Origin of the sequence: Pseudomonas sp. MNR3A (assembly GCF_009650575.1) — a bacterium.
Classification (GTDB): Bacteria; Pseudomonadota; Gammaproteobacteria; order Pseudomonadales; family Pseudomonadaceae; genus Aquipseudomonas; species Aquipseudomonas machongensis.
Genome location: NZ_VZZS01000011.1, coordinates 1 through 18,724, shown reverse-complemented (window position 1 = coordinate 18,724; position 18,724 = coordinate 1). Strand labels below are relative to the sequence as shown.

At 63.0% G+C, this 18,724-nt stretch carries 24 protein-coding genes; all 24 read left to right on the top strand.

Features of this window, described 5'->3' with window-relative positions:
- Nucleotides 1-2 precede the first annotated feature (2 nt).
- The gene (locus F6X62_RS09555) at nt 3-209 is read left to right on the top strand and encodes a phage head-tail joining protein (RefSeq protein ID WP_054925440.1); all 207 of its coding nucleotides are present in this window, start codon (nt 3-5) and stop codon (nt 207-209) included.
- The gene (locus F6X62_RS09550; RefSeq protein ID WP_153773346.1) at nt 206-1,696 is read left to right on the top strand and encodes a phage portal protein; all 1,491 of its coding nucleotides are present in this window, start codon (nt 206-208) and stop codon (nt 1,694-1,696) included. Before F6X62_RS09555 ends, F6X62_RS09550 begins: the two co-directional genes overlap by 4 nt.
- Nucleotides 1,697-1,701: 5 nt before the next feature.
- Nucleotides 1,702-2,859, top strand: coding sequence for a head maturation protease, ClpP-related (locus F6X62_RS09545; protein ID WP_153773385.1), 1,158 nt, complete (start codon nt 1,702-1,704; stop codon nt 2,857-2,859).
- Nucleotides 2,860-2,861: 2 nt separating this feature from the next.
- The gene (locus F6X62_RS09540; RefSeq protein WP_153773345.1) at nt 2,862-3,209 is read left to right on the top strand and encodes a head decoration protein; all 348 of its coding nucleotides are present in this window, start codon (nt 2,862-2,864) and stop codon (nt 3,207-3,209) included.
- A 61-nt stretch (nt 3,210-3,270) separates the two neighbouring features.
- The gene (locus F6X62_RS09535) at nt 3,271-4,272 is read left to right on the top strand and encodes a major capsid protein (RefSeq protein WP_153773344.1); all 1,002 of its coding nucleotides are present in this window, start codon (nt 3,271-3,273) and stop codon (nt 4,270-4,272) included.
- Nucleotide 4,273: 1 nt separating this feature from the next.
- Complete coding sequence (locus F6X62_RS09530) at nt 4,274-4,588, top strand: hypothetical protein (RefSeq protein ID WP_153773343.1); 315 nt, start codon at nt 4,274-4,276, stop codon at nt 4,586-4,588.
- A complete protein-coding gene (locus F6X62_RS09525; protein ID WP_153773342.1) occupies nt 4,585-5,247 on the top strand; it encodes a hypothetical protein in 663 nt (220 codons plus the stop codon). The genes F6X62_RS09530 and F6X62_RS09525 overlap by 4 nt, the downstream gene beginning before the upstream one ends.
- On the top strand, nt 5,240-5,770 hold the full coding sequence (locus F6X62_RS09520) for a hypothetical protein (RefSeq protein WP_153773341.1): 531 nt from the start codon (nt 5,240-5,242) through the stop codon (nt 5,768-5,770). Before F6X62_RS09525 ends, F6X62_RS09520 begins: the two co-directional genes overlap by 8 nt.
- Nucleotides 5,767-6,327, top strand: a complete 561-nt coding sequence (locus F6X62_RS09515) for a phage baseplate assembly protein V (RefSeq protein WP_153773340.1) — start codon at nt 5,767-5,769, stop codon at nt 6,325-6,327. Before F6X62_RS09520 ends, F6X62_RS09515 begins: the two co-directional genes overlap by 4 nt.
- 41 nt (nt 6,328-6,368) lie before the next feature.
- Nucleotides 6,369-6,569, top strand: coding sequence for a hypothetical protein (locus tag F6X62_RS09510; RefSeq protein ID WP_153773339.1), 201 nt, complete (start codon nt 6,369-6,371; stop codon nt 6,567-6,569).
- Nucleotides 6,570-6,573: 4 nt separating this feature from the next.
- Nucleotides 6,574-6,900: a GPW/gp25 family protein gene (locus tag F6X62_RS09505; protein WP_153773338.1), complete on the top strand. Its 327-nt coding sequence runs from the start codon at nt 6,574-6,576 to the stop codon at nt 6,898-6,900.
- On the top strand, nt 6,897-7,784 hold the full coding sequence (locus tag F6X62_RS09500; RefSeq protein WP_153773337.1) for a baseplate J/gp47 family protein: 888 nt from the start codon (nt 6,897-6,899) through the stop codon (nt 7,782-7,784). The genes F6X62_RS09505 and F6X62_RS09500 overlap by 4 nt, the downstream gene beginning before the upstream one ends.
- Nucleotides 7,781-8,386: a phage tail protein I gene (locus F6X62_RS09495; RefSeq protein ID WP_153773336.1), complete on the top strand. Its 606-nt coding sequence runs from the start codon at nt 7,781-7,783 to the stop codon at nt 8,384-8,386. Before F6X62_RS09500 ends, F6X62_RS09495 begins: the two co-directional genes overlap by 4 nt.
- Nucleotides 8,379-9,986, top strand: a complete 1,608-nt coding sequence (locus F6X62_RS09490) for a phage tail protein (RefSeq protein WP_153773335.1) — start codon at nt 8,379-8,381, stop codon at nt 9,984-9,986. Before F6X62_RS09495 ends, F6X62_RS09490 begins: the two co-directional genes overlap by 8 nt.
- A 9-nt stretch (nt 9,987-9,995) precedes the next feature.
- On the top strand, nt 9,996-10,430 hold the full coding sequence (locus tag F6X62_RS09485; RefSeq protein ID WP_153773334.1) for a phage tail assembly chaperone: 435 nt from the start codon (nt 9,996-9,998) through the stop codon (nt 10,428-10,430).
- Nucleotides 10,431-10,509: 79 nt separating this feature from the next.
- Nucleotides 10,510-11,676 (top strand): phage tail sheath family protein, encoded by a 1,167-nt coding sequence (locus F6X62_RS09480; RefSeq protein ID WP_153773333.1) that lies wholly within the window; start codon nt 10,510-10,512, stop codon nt 11,674-11,676.
- Between the two features lie 12 nt (nt 11,677-11,688).
- Nucleotides 11,689-12,198, top strand: a complete 510-nt coding sequence (locus tag F6X62_RS09475) for a phage major tail tube protein (RefSeq protein ID WP_153773332.1) — start codon at nt 11,689-11,691, stop codon at nt 12,196-12,198.
- Nucleotides 12,199-12,224: 26 nt separating this feature from the next.
- The gene (locus tag F6X62_RS09470; protein ID WP_153773331.1) at nt 12,225-12,521 is read left to right on the top strand and encodes a phage tail assembly protein; all 297 of its coding nucleotides are present in this window, start codon (nt 12,225-12,227) and stop codon (nt 12,519-12,521) included.
- 131 nt (nt 12,522-12,652) lie between these two features.
- Nucleotides 12,653-15,253: a phage tail tape measure protein gene (locus F6X62_RS09465; protein WP_153773330.1), complete on the top strand. Its 2,601-nt coding sequence runs from the start codon at nt 12,653-12,655 to the stop codon at nt 15,251-15,253.
- Nucleotides 15,254-15,262: 9 nt separating this feature from the next.
- On the top strand, nt 15,263-16,105 hold the full coding sequence (locus tag F6X62_RS09460; RefSeq protein ID WP_153773329.1) for a phage tail protein: 843 nt from the start codon (nt 15,263-15,265) through the stop codon (nt 16,103-16,105).
- Entirely contained in the window at nt 16,080-16,286 is a 207-nt protein-coding gene (locus F6X62_RS09455; RefSeq protein ID WP_153773328.1) for a tail protein X, read from the top strand. Before F6X62_RS09460 ends, F6X62_RS09455 begins: the two co-directional genes overlap by 26 nt.
- A gap of 58 nt (nt 16,287-16,344) precedes the next feature.
- Nucleotides 16,345-17,397: a phage late control D family protein gene (locus F6X62_RS09450; protein WP_153773327.1), complete on the top strand. Its 1,053-nt coding sequence runs from the start codon at nt 16,345-16,347 to the stop codon at nt 17,395-17,397.
- Nucleotides 17,398-17,419: 22 nt separating this feature from the next.
- Complete coding sequence (locus F6X62_RS09445) at nt 17,420-18,058, top strand: glycoside hydrolase family 19 protein (RefSeq protein WP_153773326.1); 639 nt, start codon at nt 17,420-17,422, stop codon at nt 18,056-18,058.
- Nucleotides 18,055-18,573, top strand: coding sequence for a lysis system i-spanin subunit Rz (locus F6X62_RS09440; RefSeq protein ID WP_178117540.1), 519 nt, complete (start codon nt 18,055-18,057; stop codon nt 18,571-18,573). Before F6X62_RS09445 ends, F6X62_RS09440 begins: the two co-directional genes overlap by 4 nt.
- The last annotated feature ends 151 nt before the right edge of the window (nt 18,574-18,724 follow it).

Genomic DNA, 18,724 nt, shown 5'->3' with positions numbered 1-18,724 from the left:
CCATGGCATATACCCAAGCTCACCTCGCGGCAGTCGAGCGTGCAATTGCGCGCGGCGAAAAGACCGTGCGTTACACCGACCGGACGGTCGAGTACCGGTCCGTGGACGAACTGATGCGCGCCCGTGACTTGATCCGTTCGGAGCTGGTCCAGTCTGCCGGGCCGCGCTCGCGGGTGGTGCGGCTCTACCACGGGGGTAAAGGGTTGTGAGTCGCTTTATCTCCACGCGCTCCGGCATCCTGGTGCCTGAGCGGATCAAGGCCAGCTACGACGGGGCTGCCGAAGGACGACGCTCGTCGAACTGGGACGCACCGGACACCGGGCCGAACAGCCTCATCATGCCGGCATTGCGCAACCTGCGTTCGCGTTCCCGCGCTGCGGTGCGCAATGACCCGTACGCGGCCAACGTGATCGACAAGCGCGTCAGCAACCTGATCGGCACCGGCATTACCCCGCAACCCCGCTTGACTGACAAGGCCCTGCGAGGGGCCATGCAGGTACTGTGGGAGGACTGGGTCGATGAGTCGGACGCCGATGAGCTGACCGACTTCTACGGCCAGCAAGCGCTGATCGCGCGCACCGTCGAGCAGTCCGGGGAATGCTTCGTGCGGCTTCGTCCTCGGCGATTGGAAGACGGGCTGGCGGTACCGCTCCAACTCCAATGCCTGGCCCCCGAGTTCGTGCCGCATGACAAGTTCGAAATAACCCGCTCTGGCAATGTGATCCGCGCTGGCATCGAGTTCAACAGCATCGGGCGCCGGGTCGCCTACTGGTGCTACCGCAACCATCCCAGCGACAAGTCCTCGCAGAACGCCGGTTACAACCCGCTGGTGCGCGTTCCGGCTGAGCAAATGCTGCATGTCTTCGAGCCACTGGAGCCTGGACAACTGCGGGGAGTGCCGCGACTTGCCCCGGTACTCAAGCGTCTGCGCAGCCTGGACAACTACGACGATGCGGTGTTGTTTCGCCAGGAAGTCGCCAACCTGTTTGCCGGGTTCGTGCGCAAGCCCGCCCCGGACGCAATGGGGCCTCCCCCCGTGGACATGGTCACTGGCGCACCGGTCAACTACGACCGTGACAGCTTCACGCCGATGGTGGCGCTGGAGCCGGGCACGATGCAGGAGCTGCTGCCGGGCGAGCAGGTCGAGTTTTCGGATCCCCCCGATGGCGGTAACAACTACCCCGACTTCATGCGGCAGCAACTGACCGCTGCAGCGGCTGGGGCAGGGCTGCCCTATGAGTTGATGACCGGCGACATGCGCGACGTGAACGACCGCGCGATCCGCGTGGTGCTCACAGAGTTTCGCCGCCGCCTCGAGCAGCTTCAGTTCCAGGTGTACGTCCATCAACTGTGCCGCCCAGTGCGGTCGGCCTGGATGGACATGGCGGTGCTGTCGGGTGCGCTCGACCTGGTTGACTACACCCAGCGGCGCCGTGAGTACCTGCGCACGCGTTGGGTGCCGCAAGGTTGGGCCTACATCCATCCCGTGCAGGACGTGCAATCGCGGATGCTCGAAGTGGGGGCAGGCTTCGCTTCGCGTAGCGAAATGTGCCTGCGAGCGGGTACCAACGCAGAAACGGTGGATGAGGAAAACGCCGCCGATATCGCCAGGGCGAAAGACCTGGGCCTCAACTACAGCAGCTTGTCGGCCATCGACGATGACCCCGACGAATCCGACAAGAAGGAGAGCAAATGAAACCGCTGAAACCGCTGATGCCGTTCCGCATCTTCAACAAGGCCAGGACCACGCAGCCGGTGCAGGACCAGCAGTGGTACACGATCAAGGCCGCAGCCGAGGCCGAGGGCGACGCCAAGGTCATCGAGGTGTACGTCTACGGCGAGATCGGCGCCTGGGGCATCACCGCCAATCAGTTCATCCAGGATCTCAAGGCTGTGGACGACGGAGACTCCCCCGTGGTCGTCGCGTTTAACACCATCGGGGGTGACCTGTTCGAGGGCCTGGCCATCCACAACGCCTTGGCGCGGCTCGGTGAGCGTTGCACAGGGCGAATCGATGCCCTTGCTGCCAGCGCGGGGAGCGTCGCGGTTTGCGGCGCGCATCGGGTGATCATGGCATCCAACGCCATGCTGATGATCCACAACCCCTATACCTGGGTGGGCGGCGATGCCGAGGATCTGCGGCGAGTGGCTGACATGCTCGACCAGGCCTTCGAGGCGATCATTGCGGCCTACAAGGCCAAAGCGCCGGACATTGATGACGCAGAGCTGCGCCGGATGGTGGATGCCGAAACTTGGCTGACGGCTCAGGAAGCACTGAACCTGGGCCTGGCCGATGAGGTGGGCAATGGCGTCAAGGTTCAAGCGTGCCTGGGGCAGGGCACCGCGCTCGCGCGGTACCGGCAAACCCCGCAAGCGTTGTTGGACCAGCTTGAAGCGAGCCAGGCCGAGCAGGTGCCAACCGAGCCGCAGGATACCCCCGCCGCACCTCCTGCAGGCCCCGAACCAGATTCGGCTGCTTTGGCGCTGCAGATCACCCAGGCCTGCGCCAAGGCCGGTATCAGTAACTTGGTCGAGCCATTGATCGCATCTACGAAGCTTGCAGACGCAGCAACTGTGCAGGCTGCATTAACCCGCGCAAAGGCCGTGCGCGATCTGTGCGCGGCGGCCCGCCTGCCGGAGCTCACCGCAGAATATGTGCAGGCTGGGCTGGACCCCGGAGCGGTGCGTGCTCGTCTGTTCGACAAGCTGGTTGGCTCTGGCAAGGGCTTCGAGATCGACAATAGCCTCCCACCGGCCGAGGACGAGCCTGAAAAGGTGAAGGCGGCATTACCCAACCCCAGCAACATCTGGTCTGCCCGTCGGCAGGCCACGCAACAACATACCGGCAAAGGAGCCTGAACATGAGCAACACCTACGTCGAACCGGTCCATGCCGGTGAATTCCTGCTGTCCGAAGGGGCCGGGCAGATCTCTCGCGAGGCGATTGATATCGCGCCGGGCGAAGCGCTGGTGGCCGGTCAGGTGCTTGGCCTGGTCACCGCCTCTGGGCAGTTCGCACCGTATGACCCTGCAGCCGAGGACGGTAGCCAGACCGCCAAGTGCATTCTGTTCGCCTCCGTTGGCTCCTCCGACGTGCCTCGTCGAGGCCGGGCAGTGGTCCGCCTTGCTGAGGTATCGGAAGCCCTGCTGACCGGCCTGGATCTGGACGGCGAGAAAGCCCTCGCTTCGCAGTTCATCATCGTTCGCTGACCGCGAACCTTTTTATTCCAGCCCCGCCCAGTGCGGGGTTTTGCATTTCTGGAGGGCCTTCATGGCTGACATCGAGATTTTTGAAGACAACGCATTCACTGTTCCGGCCCTAACCGCCGCTATCAACGAGCAGCCCTTTGTGCCGGGGCGTATCGCTGAGCTGGGTCTGTTCGAGGAAGAGGGGGTAACCACCATCACCGTGCAGGTCGAGAAGGACGGCGAGACGCTCGCGCTGGTACCGGCAGGCGAGCGCGGCACCTCGGGCCTGGTGGTCGGTGGCAGCAAACGGATCCTGCTGCCGTTCAACACCGTGCACCTGCCTGAGCGTTTTGCGATCAAGGCCGACGAGATCCAAGGTATTCGCGCCTTCGGATCGCAGACCGAGCTGCAAGCGGTGCAGGACGTGGTGAACAAGCGCCTGGCAAAGGCTCGGCGTCAGTTGGATGCCACCCATGAGTTTCACCGCATGGGCGCCCTGAACGGCTTTGTGCTCGATGCCGATGGCAAAACGGTGCTGCTCGATATCTACAAACGCTTCGACATCAAGCCAGTCGAGATCGTGATGGATCTGGACAAGCTCGAAACCGAAGTCCGGGTGAAGTGCGTTGATGCACTGGATGCTCAGGAGGAGGCGCTGGGCGCGACGGCCAGCTCGGGCGCGCGAGCCTTCTGCGGTAAGAACTTCTGGCGGCTGTTGATCGCGCATCGCAGCGTCAAGGAAACCTACGAGGGCACCCAGTACGCTGCCGCGCTGCGGGCTGACGGCCGTGAGGCGTTCGACTTCGGTGGCATCACCTGGGAGCGCTACCGTGGCAAGGTGGGCAGCACCGCGTTCGTAGGCGATGACGATGCCCGTTTGGTGCCTGAAGGTGTGCCGGGTCTGTGCATCACCCGCTTCGCACCGGCCGACTACATGGACACGGTCAACACCGAGGGCCTGCCTTACTACAGCCAGTTGGAAATGATGCCCTTCAAGAAAGGTGTTGCAGGCGAAGCGCAGTCCAACCCGTTGCACCTGGTCACCCGGCCGAAGGCGATCATCCGCTTGAAAGCGAAGCGCTGACATGAGCTTCCGCGATCTGGTGGAAGATCTGGATGAGACGGTATTCGAAGTACTGGGCGATCCCGCCCGGATCGAAGGGTGTGAGGTGCTGGGGATGTTCTCGGCGCCCTGGCTGCAACCCAAGCTCGGCCGCATCAACACCGGGCTGCGGGAGCCGCACTTGGTCATCCGGGTCGGCGACAACGCAGGCGTCGAGATACGCCAAGCCGTGGCGATCGATCTGCCGCCCGAGGATGGTGGCGGCAACTACATCATCACGAACGTTGAGCCTGGCGGGGACGGACTGGTGACCTTGGTGCTGAGGAAGGCGCCGTGAGCGTTGGTAGCCACACCAAGCAGTCGGCCAATTCCGGCCTGATCACCCTGCAGGCCGATCCGGGTGAGATCGAGGCCTTCAAGGACTTCGCTGCCCTGGTGCCCAAGGCTGCGGCCGCTGCTCAGCGCCGGTCGCTCAACAAGACGCTGCGCTGGCTGCAGACGCATATCGCCCGGGCGGTCGGCAAGGAACAGCGGATAGCCATCGCGGCGGTGCGTCAGCGTTTGCGGGCCTACCCGGTGAACAACAACGGACAGGGCAAGCTCTGGTTCGGCATCAACGCGATTGAGGCCAGCCGCGCGGGGCGAGCCCGGCAGACCCGGTCGGGCGTGTCGGTTGCTGGGCGCCGGTATGAAGGGGCGTTCTTCAAGAAGGTCTACGGCGGCAAGCCCGATATCTGGATCCGCATGGTCAGCAAGCACTTCAAGGCCAGCGATTACCCGGATAGCGAGGTGTCGGGCGCGGGCGGTGTCAGCTCGGGCTGGATTGCCGAGAACGACAGTCGCTTCCCCCTGGCCAAGGCCAAGATCTCTCTGGAAGGCGTCAGGCCGCACTTCGAGTCCTGGACTCGCCGCGCTCACGAGCGCCTGCTGGAGGTGATGGAGCAGGAGCTGAACTTCGAACTGCAGAAATACTTGAGGAAGTCCGGCAATGGATGATTCACCTATCCCCCTAGCGTGGCTGTATGCCGCAATGGAAGCACACATCAGCGCTGCCATCCCTGGCCTGCAATTGGTCACGGCCATGCCCGATCAGATGCGGGTGCTGGCTTTGCCTGCCGTAGTGATCGAGCTGGCAGGCTGGGAGCCCGGCCCGGATCCTGGCACAGGCGAAACCGGCGTCGAGGCCCGGTTCGAGGCTCGCGTGATCGTCGGGAGCGAAGTGGAAGACGCGCTGAAGGTCGCGGCATTCGCAGGCGCGCAACTGACCGTGCTGCTGCGCATGCAGACGTGGGGGCTTTCCGTCGAGAACGCGGTGTTCGTGCGGGCCGAGCAGGACTGGACCCGCCCGGAGCTGGATGGGTATGCCGTGTGGGTGGTCGAGTGGACCCAGATCATCTATCTCGGCGAGGAGGAATGGCCTTGGCCGAACCAGCCGGCCAGCTCGCTGATGTGGGGCTTCGAGCCCGATCTCGGTGCCGGGCACAAGGAGGATTACACGCCTGCCGGAGAGATCACATGAGCTATGTGTCTGCGCAGCATGACCGCATGTTGGCCAGCCTGGTGATCCCTTGTCGGGTTGTTGCGGTGGATCTTGAGGCGGCGATGGTGCGTGTCTCGGACGGCGACGACTGGACCAGCGCCTGGGTACGCTGGCATGCGCTCGCGGCTGGCAAGGCCAGGCACTGGCGGGCGCCTAGCCTGGGTGAGCAGGGCATGCTTGTCAGCCCGAGTGGCGAACCCGCGCAGGGTACCTTCGTGCCCGGCTTGTATGGCAATGCAGGTGCCCCACCTGATAACCGCGACCACACCGAGGTCTGGCGCTTCGATGATGGTGGTTCTCTGGTGTACGACTGGCAAGCCAAGTCCTACTCGATCACGCTACCCAGCGGCACCGCCACGGTGAAGGTGGGTGGTAGCGAGGTGGTGGTGACGGACACGGCGATTACCGCGAAGACAGGCAGCGTCACCGTCACCGGAGACGTGACCATTAACGGCACCTTGCAGGTGACGGGCGACATACGCGGCGGGGCCCGGATCATCGATACAGCCGGGAACACGCCGAACCACAAACACTGACAGCCCGCCTCGAGCGGGCTTCTTTTTGGCCTGGAGAATGTATGGCGAACAAGAAACCTGATGACCCGTTGATCACTCCTGCCGTGGCGTCGTTCCGTGACACGCGGTTCACCTCGCGGCAGATTTTCACCACGAACCTGCGTCCATTGCTGGTGGCGGCGGGGCGGGTCGTGGTGCCGACGAGGGATGCCGAGGCCATAGCGTGCCTTGAGCGACATCCTGACTTCGAGCGAGTGGAGTAACGCCATGATCGGACTGGACCGCCGTGGCGGGCAGCCGTTGTCGGGCGTGGCCCACTTACGGCAGTCCATCGAAGACATCCTGACTACCCCCATCGGCAGTCGTCGCATGCGGCCTGAATATGGCAGCGAGTTGCGCCGCTTTGTGGATCTGCCAGTCAACGATGGCTGGAAAAGCGCGGTGCAAGCGGAAGTGGCTCGTTCGTTGGGGCGCTGGGAGCCGCGTCTGCAGCTGGAGCGCGTGCGCGTTGTTGCGGTGCTGGACGGGCAGATCACCCTGGAGCTTTCCGGTGTGTACCTGGGCGACAACATGGTTGTGGAGGTGAGCGCGTGAGCATGATTGATTTGACGGCGCTTCCTGCGCCGCAGGTGCTTGAAGATCTGGATTTTGAAGATCAGTACCAGGCTGATCTGAGAGCTTTCCGCGTCAATATGGGAGATGATTGGACGGCGCTGCTTGAGAGCGACCCAGTGACCAAGCTGATCGAGGTAGGGGCATATCGCAAGCTCACCACCCGCTCGCGTATCAACGACGCGGCCAAGGCGCTACTGCTCGCTTACGCCAAGGGCAGTGATCTTGATCATCTCGCGGCGAATGTCAGCCTGCAGCGGCTGTTGGTGCAGGCTGAAAACCTCACTGCCGTGCCACCGGTATCGGCGGTGTTCGAGACTGATGAGGCTCTGCGTGAGCGGGTACAGCTGGTCTATGAGGGCCTGACCACAGCGGGGCCACGTAACAGCTACATTCTGCACGCGCGCAATGCGTCGGGTAGGGTCGCGGATGCAACCGCTGAGAGCCCGTCGCCTGCCGTTGTTGATGTCACGGTGTTGAGCGTCGAAAACGATGGCCACGCCAGCGCCGACCTGCTGGCAGAGGTTGCCTTGCATCTAAATGACGACGACGTCAGGCCCGTGGCTGACAGGGTTCGGGTGCAGAGCGCTGAGATCCTGCGCTATCAGATCGATGCGGTCGTGTACCTCGCCGGTTCAGGTCCAGAGGGTGAAGCGGTGCTTGCCGAGTCGAAGCGCCGCTTGGAAGCATGGGTCAATCCGCGACGTCGCCTTGGCGTTGAGGTCGCCCGCTCAGGCATTGACGCCCAATTGCATATCGACGGTGTCAGCCGGGTTGAGCTGATCGGCTGGCTTGATCTGCGGCCGACAAAAGCCCAGGCCGCCTGGTGCACTGGGGTGAGCGTTAAGCGTGGGGAGGTGACGTGAGCTTACTTCCTCACAACAGCACGCTGCTGGAGCGGGCCATAGAAACCGCAGCTGTCGAGACTCCGACGGTGCCGTTGCGAGCGCTCTACCACCCCGACAACTGCCCGTCGCACCTGCTGTACCAGCTGGCATGGGCGTGGTCGGTGGACCGCTGGGACGATACTTGGTCGGACGAAGTCAAGCGCTCGGTCATCCGCTCGGCGTTTCGTGTCCATGCCCGCAAAGGAACCATTGGCGCTCTGCGCCGCGTCGTTGAGCCCTTTGGGTACCTGATCGAGGTGCTGGAGTGGTTCAACCAGCAGCCTGAGGGTGTACCCGGCACTTTTGCGCTAAAGATCGGTGTTTCCAACGGCGGAATCAGTGAAGAGACGTACCGCGAGCTGACGGCACTGCTCGATGACGCGCGGCCTGTGAGCCGCCAGATGACAGGTTTGCAGATCAGCCTCGAAACCCTTGGCAAGTACTTCATCGGTGGCTCAGTGAGCGACGGCGATGTGCTCGACGTTTACCCGCCCATTTCGCGTGAAATCGAGGTCACCGGCCGCATCGGCCGTGGTGGCCGTGAACACACCATTGATACTCTGGACATTGCACATGGTTGACCAGAACTCCCAGTTTTACGCCATCCTCACGAACGTGGGGGCGGCCAAGCAGGCTAACGCTGACGCCCTCGGCATCCCGTGGAAGATCACGCAGATGGGCGTGGGTGACGCCAACGGCACCGATCCGACGCCGAACGCTACACAGACCGCGCTCTTGGGCGAGTGGCGCCGCGCGCCGCTGAATCAGCTGAAAGTAGACGAGAAAGACAGCGCCATTATCGTCGCCGAGCAAATCATCCCGGCTGATGTGGGCGGGCGCTGGATTCGTGAGATTGGGCTGTATGACGCGGACGGCGACCTTGTGGCGGTGGCCAATTGCGCGCCGACCTACAAACCGATGCTCAACCAGGGGTCGGGGCGTACCCAAGTCGTTCGGATGAATCTCGTTGTCAGCAGCTCCAGCAACGTGCAGCTGAAGATTGACCCGTCTGTTGTGCTGGCTACACGAGAGTATGTCGATTCACGCGTGAATACCCGGTTGCCGCTAGCAGGTGGTGAGATGACCGGCGATATACAGATGACAGAATCGCGCGTGCTCAACATGATCGGGGACAGCTCCGCGAGCTGGGCCAATGGCCTGGTGTTCCGCGACAAGGCGGCGAGGAACTGGAAAGGCGCGATTGGCGCATGGGGCAATCAGAATGTGGTGAACAATTTGTTCATTGCGCTGGGCCCTGAGCCTTGGGCATCAGGTAACGGGATGCGTGTCTACCCCACGAAAGTTTCGTTCAGCGGGCCGATGGAGGGGGACGGCAGCTTGTTGTGGGGTGTGCGTTACAGTGCTTTGACGGGCCTGCCCACGACTCTGAGCGGCTATGGCATTGCCATGGCAAGCCAAGTCGAAGCTGAGCAGGGTTCTGACACGACAAAGCCGATGAGCGCATTGCGGGTCTTCCAAGCCATTGCTGCAAAGATACTGCAAGCGACCACCAGCCGAGAGGGAATCGCGCGTTTCTCTTCGCAGCTTGCGGCAGATACTGGTGAAGACTCTAACACGATGATTTCTCCGCTTACCCTCAAGGGCGTGCTCGGTAAGTATCTGCGCCAAGCGCGAGAAGATGACTTCGGCGTCGTCAAACTTGCGACTGCCGAAGAAGTCACCCAAGGCAACAACACCGAAAAGGTTATAACGCCTAAGACCCTGTCAGCTCGGCTTGGCAACTTTCTGCGCCAGGCGCGTGAAGATGATTACGGCGTTGTAAAACTCGCCACTCTTGATGAGCTAGTCGCGGGCACTAACCAGGAGAAGGTGGTCACTCCCGGCAAAATCCGCTACGGCGTCTCGTGGTTGTTCGGTGCGCGGGGGCACTTTGCGTTCCCCACGTGGCTCGGCGGCATGGTTATCAATTGGGGACTCGAAACGGGCATACCCACTGCGGTCGACGCTGCTGCAGAAGTGGGGCCAGTACGTGACGTCACACTATCGCTCGCATTCCCGCAAGAAGGATTTGGCGTGCTCGCGACGATGGCATTTCACACGATGAACGTCCGCGCGGCGAATGCTCCGGGTGCGGCGCTGCTGTCGCGTTCGGTCGTTCGCTTGCAAAACAACTACACCGCTTCCCCTGGCGCAATTTTCTGGGTTGCATTCGGCAACTGAAGGGTATTGATGATGAAGATCTACTACCACCACGACACCCGCAGTTTCCTAGACTCAGCGGCTTACTCACAGGATCAGATCCCGGCCGATGCGATTGAGATCGATGTGAAGCTGAAAAAAGCACTGCTGGAAGGCGAACGTCAAGGACAACTCATCATTCAGGGCGAGGGTGGAATGCCTGAGCTCGCCACAGCTGCGCCTGACCCGGATGCGTCGAGCCGCCGGGAGCGATATTGGCGAGATGGCGAGATACAGCGCGTGACGTGGCTGCGAGAGCGTCATCGGGATGAGGTCGATCAGGGGCATCCCACAACGCTCACAAGTGCTCAGTTCTCAGAGTTACTCGCTTACATCCAGCAGTTGCGTGACTGGCCGCAAGGGACGGTATTCCCTGCGACCGAGCATAGGCCGAACCCGCCTGCTTGGATCGCTGATCAAACCTGAGATCGCTCGCTCTAGGCGCTATCACCTTTCTTACCCCCACGGCCCCGCATTGCGGGGCTTTTTCATATCTGGAGTAAACATGGCTGGATTCTTCCACGGCGTCACTGTAACGAACGTCGATACCGGTGCCCGAGTCATCGCGCTGCCGTCGTCCTCGATCATTGGCTTGGTCGACACTTTCACGCCTGGTGCGGATGCCTCGGCAAAGGTGAACGACTTGGTCTTGATCACCAGCGAGCGCGAGGCCGTTGCGGCCTTCGGGCCAAACGCAGCGATCACCAAGGCCTGCCGCGCAATCTACATGCGCGCCAAGGCAGTCATCGTCGCCTGCGGGGTGGCAAAGCTCGATACACCCGCCGAACAGATCTCGGCAATCATCGGCGGTGTCCAGGCCGACGGCAAGCGCACCGGCCTGCAGGCGCTGCTCGATGGCAAGAGCCGGTTCAACGCACAGCCGCGGCTGCTGATCACGCCCAAGCACAGTGCCACCCAGGCGGTCGGTACCGCACTCGTGGCGCTGGCGGACAAGCTGCGTGGGATCGCGATCATTGATGGACCGAACACCACTGATGAGGCGGCAATCGCATACGCAGGCGAGTTCGGTGCCAAGCGGGCCTACATCGTCGATCCGGGCGTGCAGCTGTGGGACACCGACACCAGCGCGACGGTCAACGCCCCCAGCTCGGCCTGGGTGGCTGGTCTGTTCGCCTGGACCGACAGCGAATACGGCTTCTGGGCCTCGCCGTCGAACAAGGAGTTCGTCGGCATCACCGGTACTGGTCGGCCGGTCGAGTTCCTCGACGGTGATGAAACCTGCCGGGCGAACCTGCTGAACAACGCCAAGGTGACCACCATCATCCGCGATGACGGTTACCGACTGTGGGGCAACCGTACCCTGTCGAGTGATCCCAAATGGGCGTTCGTCACCCGCGTGCGCACCATGGACATCGTCATGGACGCGATCCTGTACGGCCACAAGTGGGCCGTTGACCGATCGATCACTGCCACCTACGTCAAGGACGTGACCGAGGGCCTGCAGGCGTTCATGCGCGACCTGAAGGCGCAGGGCGCAATCATCAACTTCGAGGTGTACGCCGACACCGAGCTGAACACGGCCAGCCAGCTGGAGCAGGGCAAGGTGTACTGGAACATCCGTTTCACCGACGTGCCGCCCGCCGAAAACCCCAACTTCCGCGTTGAAGTCACCAACCAGTGGCTGACCGAAGTCCTCGACGCCCGCACTTAAGGAGCACCTGCAATGGCAATGATTCCCGAAACCCTGGCCAACCTGAACCTGTTCGTCGATGGCGTGAGCTTTCAGGGCGATGTGCCCAGCCTGACCCTGCCCAAGCTCACGCTCAAGACCGAAGAGCACCGCGCGGGCGGTATGGACATGCCGGTCGAGCTGGACCAAGGCATGGAGAAACAGGAGGCGGCCTTTACCACCACCGGGATTCGGCGCGAGTCGCTGAAGTTCTTCGGCCTGGCCGACGGTACCGCTTTCAACGGCACTTTTCGGGGCGCCTTCAAGGGCCTGAAGGGCGTCATCAAGCCGGTGGTCGTCACCCTGCGCGGCACGCTCAAGGAAGTAGACCTGGGCGACTGGAAACCGGGCGACAAGGCCGAGATCAAGCACTCGGTCGGAGTGACCTACTACAAGCTCGAAGTCGACGGGCGTGTGATCTACGAGATCGATGCACTCGGCATGAAGCGTGTGATTGATGGCGTCGACCAGCTCGCCGCGCAGCGCCAAGCCCTCGGCCTCTAACCCCTCTCAACACAAGGAACTGACCCATGGCCAAACCATTGCCCAACTACCTGAACCTCGGCGCCGACAGCGTGATCGTGACGCTGAGCAAGCCCACTGAGCTCAACGGCATCACCGCCGACAAAATCACCCTGCGTGCCCCGACGGTGCGGGACATTCGCGCTGCGCAGCTGACAGCCAGCGGCGACGAAGAACAGACCGAGCTGAACCTGTTCGCCTCCCTGGCCCAAGTCGGCGTCAAGGATCTGGAAGGCCTGGTCTTGAAGGATTATTCACGCCTGCAGGCCGGTTATTTTCGCCTGGTGCAGGAAGACGAGCTTTAACGCGAACCTGCAGAAGGGGCTGGCCAAGCGGCTGGCCCGGGAGCTGGGTTTCTCGTCGGCCGAAATTCAGGCCATGACCTGGTCGGACATGGTCTGGTGGCTCACGGACTGAGCCGCACAGGGGGTGACAGATGGCGAACAAGGTTTCGTTATCGCTGGTACTCGGCGGCGCGGTTGCGGCGTCGGTCGGCAACGCCTTCCGCACAGTGGAAGGCGGCATCGACAAGCTGGCGAAGAAGGGTGAAAAGGCCAAGGTGCTCAAGAGCACCATCGGCGAAACGATGAAGCTGCAGACAGAATGGAAGCGGGCACACGATACCGGTGCTGCCACGGCTGACAAACTGCTGCGCAAGCTGAACACCAACCTCGACGCGTTGCGTAAACAGGGCGTGGAGGTCGGACGTCTCGGGCGGGAGTACTCACGTCTGGGACGGGAAGCCAAAGCTGCAGATCTGCAACTCAAGGGACACCAGCAGATCGCGGCAGGGCGGTCGTCCCTGAAAACCGCAGTCGGTGCGACGGCGGTGGGCGTCGGCCTGGCCGCCGTGCCGACGAAGATCAGCGCGGATTATCAGGCGATCATTCGCGACATCGCGATCAAGTCGGACGCGGCCAACACGCCTAAAGAGGTGGAGCTCAGTCGGGCCGTTATCCAGACGTCGACGGATACCGGCATGTCGCGCAACGACGTGGCGGACCTGATCAACCAGCTGGTCGGTGCGGGCATGGAGCTGGACCAGGCGATGTCGTACGCCAAGGTCGCGTCCAAGTTCGCTGTGGGGCAGGGCGCCTCGGGCGTCGACACGGCGAGCATGATCATGGCCCTGCAGCAGAACGCCAAAATCACCGATCCGAAGATGATGCAGCAGGCGCTGGAGGCTATCGCGTTCCAGGGCCAGGCGGGCAGCTTCGAGGCCAACGACATGGCCAAGTGGTTCCCGCAGCTGCTGGCAGGGATGGAGAAGAACGGGATCACCGGCCTAGAGGCTGTTACATCGCTCGGCTCGATGCTGCAGGTGCAGATGAAGACTGCGGGCAGCTCGGACGAAGCGGCAAACAACTTTAAGAACTGGATGGAGAAGATTGGCGCCAGTGATGTGGTCAAGGCGTACAAGGACGCCGGAATCGATTACCAGGCGTCGTTGAACACCGGGCTGCAGAAGGGCATGAACGTCATCGAATCTTCGATGGCCCTGGCCATGCAGTACGTGCAGGCGACGGACCCAGCCAAGGCGCAGAAACTCAAGGATGCCCAGGCCAAGATCGATAAGGAGGTCGACCCGGAGAGGGCCAAGGCCGCGCTGGAGGCGCTGGAAAAGACCCTGCGCACGGGTGATCTGTTCGCGGACATGCAGGTCAAGGCCGCGCTCACTGCATACGGTCAGAACCGTGGGCTTTATGCCGAGTTGAAAGCCGACTCGCAAAAGGCCACGGGCATTCTGGACAAGAACCTGGCCGAGCGCCGTGAGACCTCGGCGCAGATCTGGGCCGAGACGCTGCAGGCGGTCGATGACGGCATGCGCAGCGTAGGCGACGCAATCCGACCTGCGACTGATGCGTTTGCCAAGGGCGCCAAAGCTGTGGCCCGAGGCTTGACGTGGCTGAGCGACGGCTTCCCGATGGTTGTGCAGGGCATTGCAGCAGTGACGGCGAGTATTGCCGCTCTGGTGACGGCGCGCAGCGCGTTGAAGATCGGACGCGGTGTGGTCAACCTGGCTCGCGGCCGCGTGATGGCCCGTACGGCCGGTCGTGCGGCTGCGGCAGGGGAGGTGGCCGCCAAGACTGGAAACCCGGTGGTCGACGCGGGGCTAGGTGCGCTGGGTAAGGTATTCGGCGCACCTGCCAGCAATGACCCCGCGACGGGCCTTGGCGGCGAGCCTCTGCGTGTCTTCGTGGTCAATGCCGGCGCATTGGGTAGATTGGGCGGCGGCCCTGGTGGTGATGGTCCTGGCCAGCCCCGGCGACGTGGCCGCAGTGCCCGACGTGGTCGTGACGGCCGGATCGGTCGGGCAGGGCGTCGGAGCGCAGGCACGTCTGTGCCGCGCCCCGTTGTTCCAGCGGCACCACCTGCTGCCACGGTAGCGCCGCTTACCGCCAGCGGTGGGCCGGGGCGATTCGGCAAGGTGCTGGGAGTTGCGGGCAAGGTCTCAAGGTTTGCCCCTGGTGGGGCGCTGCTCGACTCAGGGATGACCGTGCTGGATACCGCCATGAACGCAGAGACCAGAGACCAGAAAGCTGACGGCTACGGATCCGCTGCTGGCGGCCTTGCCGGTGCGCTGGCCGGTGGTGCTGCCGGTGCCGCGCTGGGATCGGTGGTGCCAATCATCGGCACAGCCATCGGCGGGGCCATCGGTGCCGCCCTGGGCAGCATGGGCGGCGAGTCGCTGGGCGGCTGGCTCGGGCTGAAGCTGTTCGGCGAGGACAAACCCCAGGCCGTTGCCAAGGCGCCTGGGGAAGTGGTGCGCGACCTGGTCGCGACCACGCCGCCTGCAGCGAGTGCCGCACAGGTGGCCAGCGCAGCCACCCCACCCAAGCCTCCAGCACCGAAGGTCGATCAGGCGTTTTCGTTCGCGCCGTCGGTGTCGCTGGTGGTGCAGGGGGATGTGAAGGATCCGGCGCAAGTTGTGCGCTCGGCAGAAAACACGCTGCGGGGCATGTGGGAAGGCTGGCAGCGGGATGCCGGTGCCCGCATGAGCTCGGGGCAGTTGTACGACGCAGCGGATGTAGCCTAAGGAGGTGCCATGGCATACGAAGAGCAAATGACGCGGGTGCTGTCGTCCGTCGTTGCGGCCGGTGAGGCGGGCCGCAACGGGCCAGGCGGGATGCTTGATCCGCTCAACATCGCGGTCATGGGGATGACGGTCGCGGCGGATGAGCTGGAGCGGCGCGGCTCGCTGGATCCGCAGAAGGGCGCAAAGCTGCAGCGCGGCTTGCGCGCGATACGGGCCGCGCAGGGGTTCGCGACTCAGGTGGCGAACAAGAATGGACCATCCACCCCCGGCACCACTGCGGTGCTCGGGGTGCTGACGGTCTTGGGCTCGCAAACGGGTCGTGCCAGCTCGGCGGCCAGGCGCATCGCGGGCCTGGTCGGCAAGACGCCTGGCATTCTGCCGACAGGTGCGATCAAGCCTGCCGGTTCATCTGCGGCTGCAGCTGTGAAGCCGTTCGCGCACCTGCTGGTGATGCAGCCCCTCAAACCGGGCGGGCGCACGTTCTACTTCAACCTCGATACGGCGGCCTTCGATGAGCTGAGCCGCAAGACGGCCTATCGCTGGCAGGGTCAAGAGCGGCTGACGCGCGACATCGCCCAGCAGGGCGTAGGTCAGGGCGAAGACCGACTGACGATCAAGGGCGCAATCTTCCCGACGTTCAAGGGCGGTATCGGCCAGCTCGATGCGCTGCGCGCTATTGCGCGAGAGCTCAAGCCGATGATGCTGACCACCGGGTATGGCTCGGTGCTCGGCAGCTGGTGCCTGGTTAGCGTGGACGAAGAGCAAGCCTCGCTGCTCGCCGGGGGCATCCCGCGTAAACAGTCTTTCGCACTGGAGTTCGTCAAGTATGGCGTTGATATGCAGAACGTCTGACGGGGATTTGCTCGACACCCTGTGCAATGGCTACTACGGCCATTTGCGCGGGACCGTCGAGGCAGTACTGCAGGCCAATCAGGGGCTGGCCGATGAGCCGCAACCCTACCGCGCCGGGATCCTGATCACCCTGCCTGACCTGGCTGAACCGGAGGCCGAAGAGATCACGCTGTGGGACTGATCGCGGCCCCATTTATCGAGCCCCGCCGTGTGCGGGGCTTTTCAATTCTGGAGGGCCAATGAAACCGATGTTTCGCATCGTCGCTGACGGCCGCGATATCACCGCGCTGATCAACGACCGGTTGCTGCTGCTACGCACCAAGGACAAGCCGGGCATGGAGTCCGATGAGTTCGAGCTGCACATCGATGACCGCGAACAGGCTGTAACGCTGCCCGCGCGCGGGGCGAAGATTGAGATCTTCCTCGGTTATGAGGGGCAGGCGCTGGCACGCCTGGGCAGCTATGCGGTGGATGAGCTGGAGCTCACTGGACCGCCCGATACGCTGACACTGCGCGGCAAGGCAAGCGACATGCGCGGGAGCGGCAAGACCACACGCAGCGGCAGTTGGGAGAACGTGCCGCTGTCGCAGATCGTCAGCGACGTGGCGGCGCGCAACGGCTGGAAGCCAGGCTGCAACGTGCAGACAAAGGTGCCGCGTGTCGATCAGCGCAACGAATCGGACTTCAACTTTCTGACTCGGCTGGCCAAACAGTACGACTGCACAGCCAAGGTCGCCAACGGCCAGCTGCTGGTGATGCCCCGTCAAGGCGGTGCCACGCCGGGCGGCAAGTCATTCGGTGCGGTGGTGATCAGGCGTCAGGACGTGGCGCGTTACTCGTTCCGCCTGGGTGACCGCAGCGCGCAGAAGGCGGTGAAGACCAAGCACCAGGACAAGAAGACTGGCGCCCTCAGGATAGTGGAGCTGGGCAACGACGACGCACCCGCCGGGATCCCTGCGGTGCACACCGACCGCCATGTATACCCGGACCAGAAAGCCGCAGAGCAGGCCGCTCGCGCCCGCCTGGCCGCGTTCAACCGAAGCACGGCCGGGGTGCGGCTGGAAATGATGGGACGAACCGATCTGTTCGCCGAGCGCTCGATCAACGCCCAGGGCTTCAAGAACGGCCTGGACGGCGAGTACCTGGTGGACGGCGTCGAACACACCTTCAACGGCTCAGGCTGGACCACGGTCGTCGAGTGCAACGGCGGCAAGAAGGGCAAGGCGAAAGCCAAGGGCAAGAAGAAAAAGGCAACCAAGCCACTGCGCACAGTGGATGTTGGACCTACCTGACCATTTTCACAGGACACACATGATGGCAGTCACAGAAAAGCAACTGCAGCAGATCCTCCCCAACGCCAGCCGACAAGCTGGCGTTTTTGTTCCTGCCCTGAATGCAACGATGGGCAAGTACGGCATTGTCGGTCGCCAGCGCATGGCGGCCTTCATTGCGCAGATCGGACATGAGTCGGGTCAACTGCGCACCTTGGTCGAAAGCCTCAACTATCGGGCAGACCGTATCCGTCAGATCGGTCAGGCATCACCTGAAGGCAGCCGCTGGCGTTCGCTGGTACCGCGCGCCGATGAGCTGGCCGGTAAGCCTGAGCGCTTCGCCAACGCAGCGTACGGCGGTCGCATGGGCAACCGGCCGGAGGCCAGCGGGGACGGATGGCTGTTCCGTGGTCGCGGGCTGATCCAAGTGACCGGACGGAGCAACTACGCCGCCTGCAGCGAAGCGCTGTTCGGCGACAGCCGTTTGCTGAACACGCCGGAGCTCCTTGAGCATCCAGTGTACGCCGCGTTGTCGGCGGGTTGGTTCTGGCAGAAAGAAGGGCTCAACAGCCTGGCTGACAAGGGTGATCTGCTCGCGATCACCAAACGCATCAACGGCGGTATCAGCGGCTTTGATGACCGCAAGGCGCTGTATGAGCGTGCACTTGAGGTGCTGCAATGATCTCGCCCGATGCGCGGCTGGTGATCTTCGCCCTGCTGCTGGGCGCCTACGTGGGCGCCCGTGGGGCCTGGATGTGGCAGGACACGCGCTATGGCAAGGAGCTGGCAGAGCAGGCGGCGAGCTACCAGACCGAGCGCGAAGCCGCAGCGGCTGCGGTCATCGACCAGCTGCAGATCCATCAGGACAAGCGCGAAGAGCTAGAGGCGCGTCTGGCCGCCTCGGCGGAAACCCACTGGAAGGAATTGAATGATGCACAGAGCACACAGGCTCGTTTGCGTGACCGGCTTGCTACTGCTGATCAGCGGTTGTCAGTCTTACTCGACGTCACCTCAACCCCGCACCGTGGCTGTGGGCTGCCAGAAGCCACCGGCCCCGCAGGCGTGGTTCATGACCCCGTACGCGCCTACCTTGACCGAGCGCATGCTCAGCGAATTATCGCCATCACCGACGAAGGCGACCGAGCAATCATCGCCTTGAAGGCCTGCCAGGCCTATGTGCGTGAAGTGAACCGGTAGCTAAAGAGGCGAGCCGGGTGGATGCGTCAACATCCAGCCCGGCCCACCGAACCCGCAGACCCTTCCTGCAAGTCCAGCCGTGGCCCCTGCCTTGTGCACAAAGCGCGGCGAGCCTAACACCTGTTTATCCATACAGTAAAGACTTGCATAA

Coding starts and splice junctions, on each gene's coding strand:
- F6X62_RS09475 (WP_153773332.1), top strand. CDS start 11,689: ATGGCAATGATTCCCGAAACCCTGGCCAACCTGAACCTGTTCGTCGAT.
- F6X62_RS09555 (WP_054925440.1), top strand. CDS start 3: ATGGCATATACCCAAGCTCACCTCGCGGCAGTCGAGCGTGCAATTGCG.
- F6X62_RS09505 (WP_153773338.1), top strand. CDS start 6,574: ATGATCGGACTGGACCGCCGTGGCGGGCAGCCGTTGTCGGGCGTGGCC.
- F6X62_RS09535 (WP_153773344.1), top strand. CDS start 3,271: ATGGCTGACATCGAGATTTTTGAAGACAACGCATTCACTGTTCCGGCC.
- F6X62_RS09460 (WP_153773329.1), top strand. CDS start 15,263: ATGGCATACGAAGAGCAAATGACGCGGGTGCTGTCGTCCGTCGTTGCG.
- F6X62_RS09440 (WP_178117540.1), top strand. CDS start 18,055: ATGATCTCGCCCGATGCGCGGCTGGTGATCTTCGCCCTGCTGCTGGGC.
- F6X62_RS09480 (WP_153773333.1), top strand. CDS start 10,510: ATGGCTGGATTCTTCCACGGCGTCACTGTAACGAACGTCGATACCGGT.
- F6X62_RS09470 (WP_153773331.1), top strand. CDS start 12,225: ATGGCCAAACCATTGCCCAACTACCTGAACCTCGGCGCCGACAGCGTG.
- F6X62_RS09510 (WP_153773339.1), top strand. CDS start 6,369: ATGGCGAACAAGAAACCTGATGACCCGTTGATCACTCCTGCCGTGGCG.
- F6X62_RS09445 (WP_153773326.1), top strand. CDS start 17,420: ATGGCAGTCACAGAAAAGCAACTGCAGCAGATCCTCCCCAACGCCAGC.
- F6X62_RS09530 (WP_153773343.1), top strand. CDS start 4,274: ATGAGCTTCCGCGATCTGGTGGAAGATCTGGATGAGACGGTATTCGAA.
- F6X62_RS09455 (WP_153773328.1), top strand. CDS start 16,080: ATGGCGTTGATATGCAGAACGTCTGACGGGGATTTGCTCGACACCCTG.
- F6X62_RS09465 (WP_153773330.1), top strand. CDS start 12,653: ATGGCGAACAAGGTTTCGTTATCGCTGGTACTCGGCGGCGCGGTTGCG.
- F6X62_RS09520 (WP_153773341.1), top strand. CDS start 5,240: ATGGATGATTCACCTATCCCCCTAGCGTGGCTGTATGCCGCAATGGAA.
- F6X62_RS09490 (WP_153773335.1), top strand. CDS start 8,379: ATGGTTGACCAGAACTCCCAGTTTTACGCCATCCTCACGAACGTGGGG.
- F6X62_RS09450 (WP_153773327.1), top strand. CDS start 16,345: ATGAAACCGATGTTTCGCATCGTCGCTGACGGCCGCGATATCACCGCG.
- F6X62_RS09515 (WP_153773340.1), top strand. CDS start 5,767: ATGAGCTATGTGTCTGCGCAGCATGACCGCATGTTGGCCAGCCTGGTG.
- F6X62_RS09540 (WP_153773345.1), top strand. CDS start 2,862: ATGAGCAACACCTACGTCGAACCGGTCCATGCCGGTGAATTCCTGCTG.
- F6X62_RS09485 (WP_153773334.1), top strand. CDS start 9,996: ATGATGAAGATCTACTACCACCACGACACCCGCAGTTTCCTAGACTCA.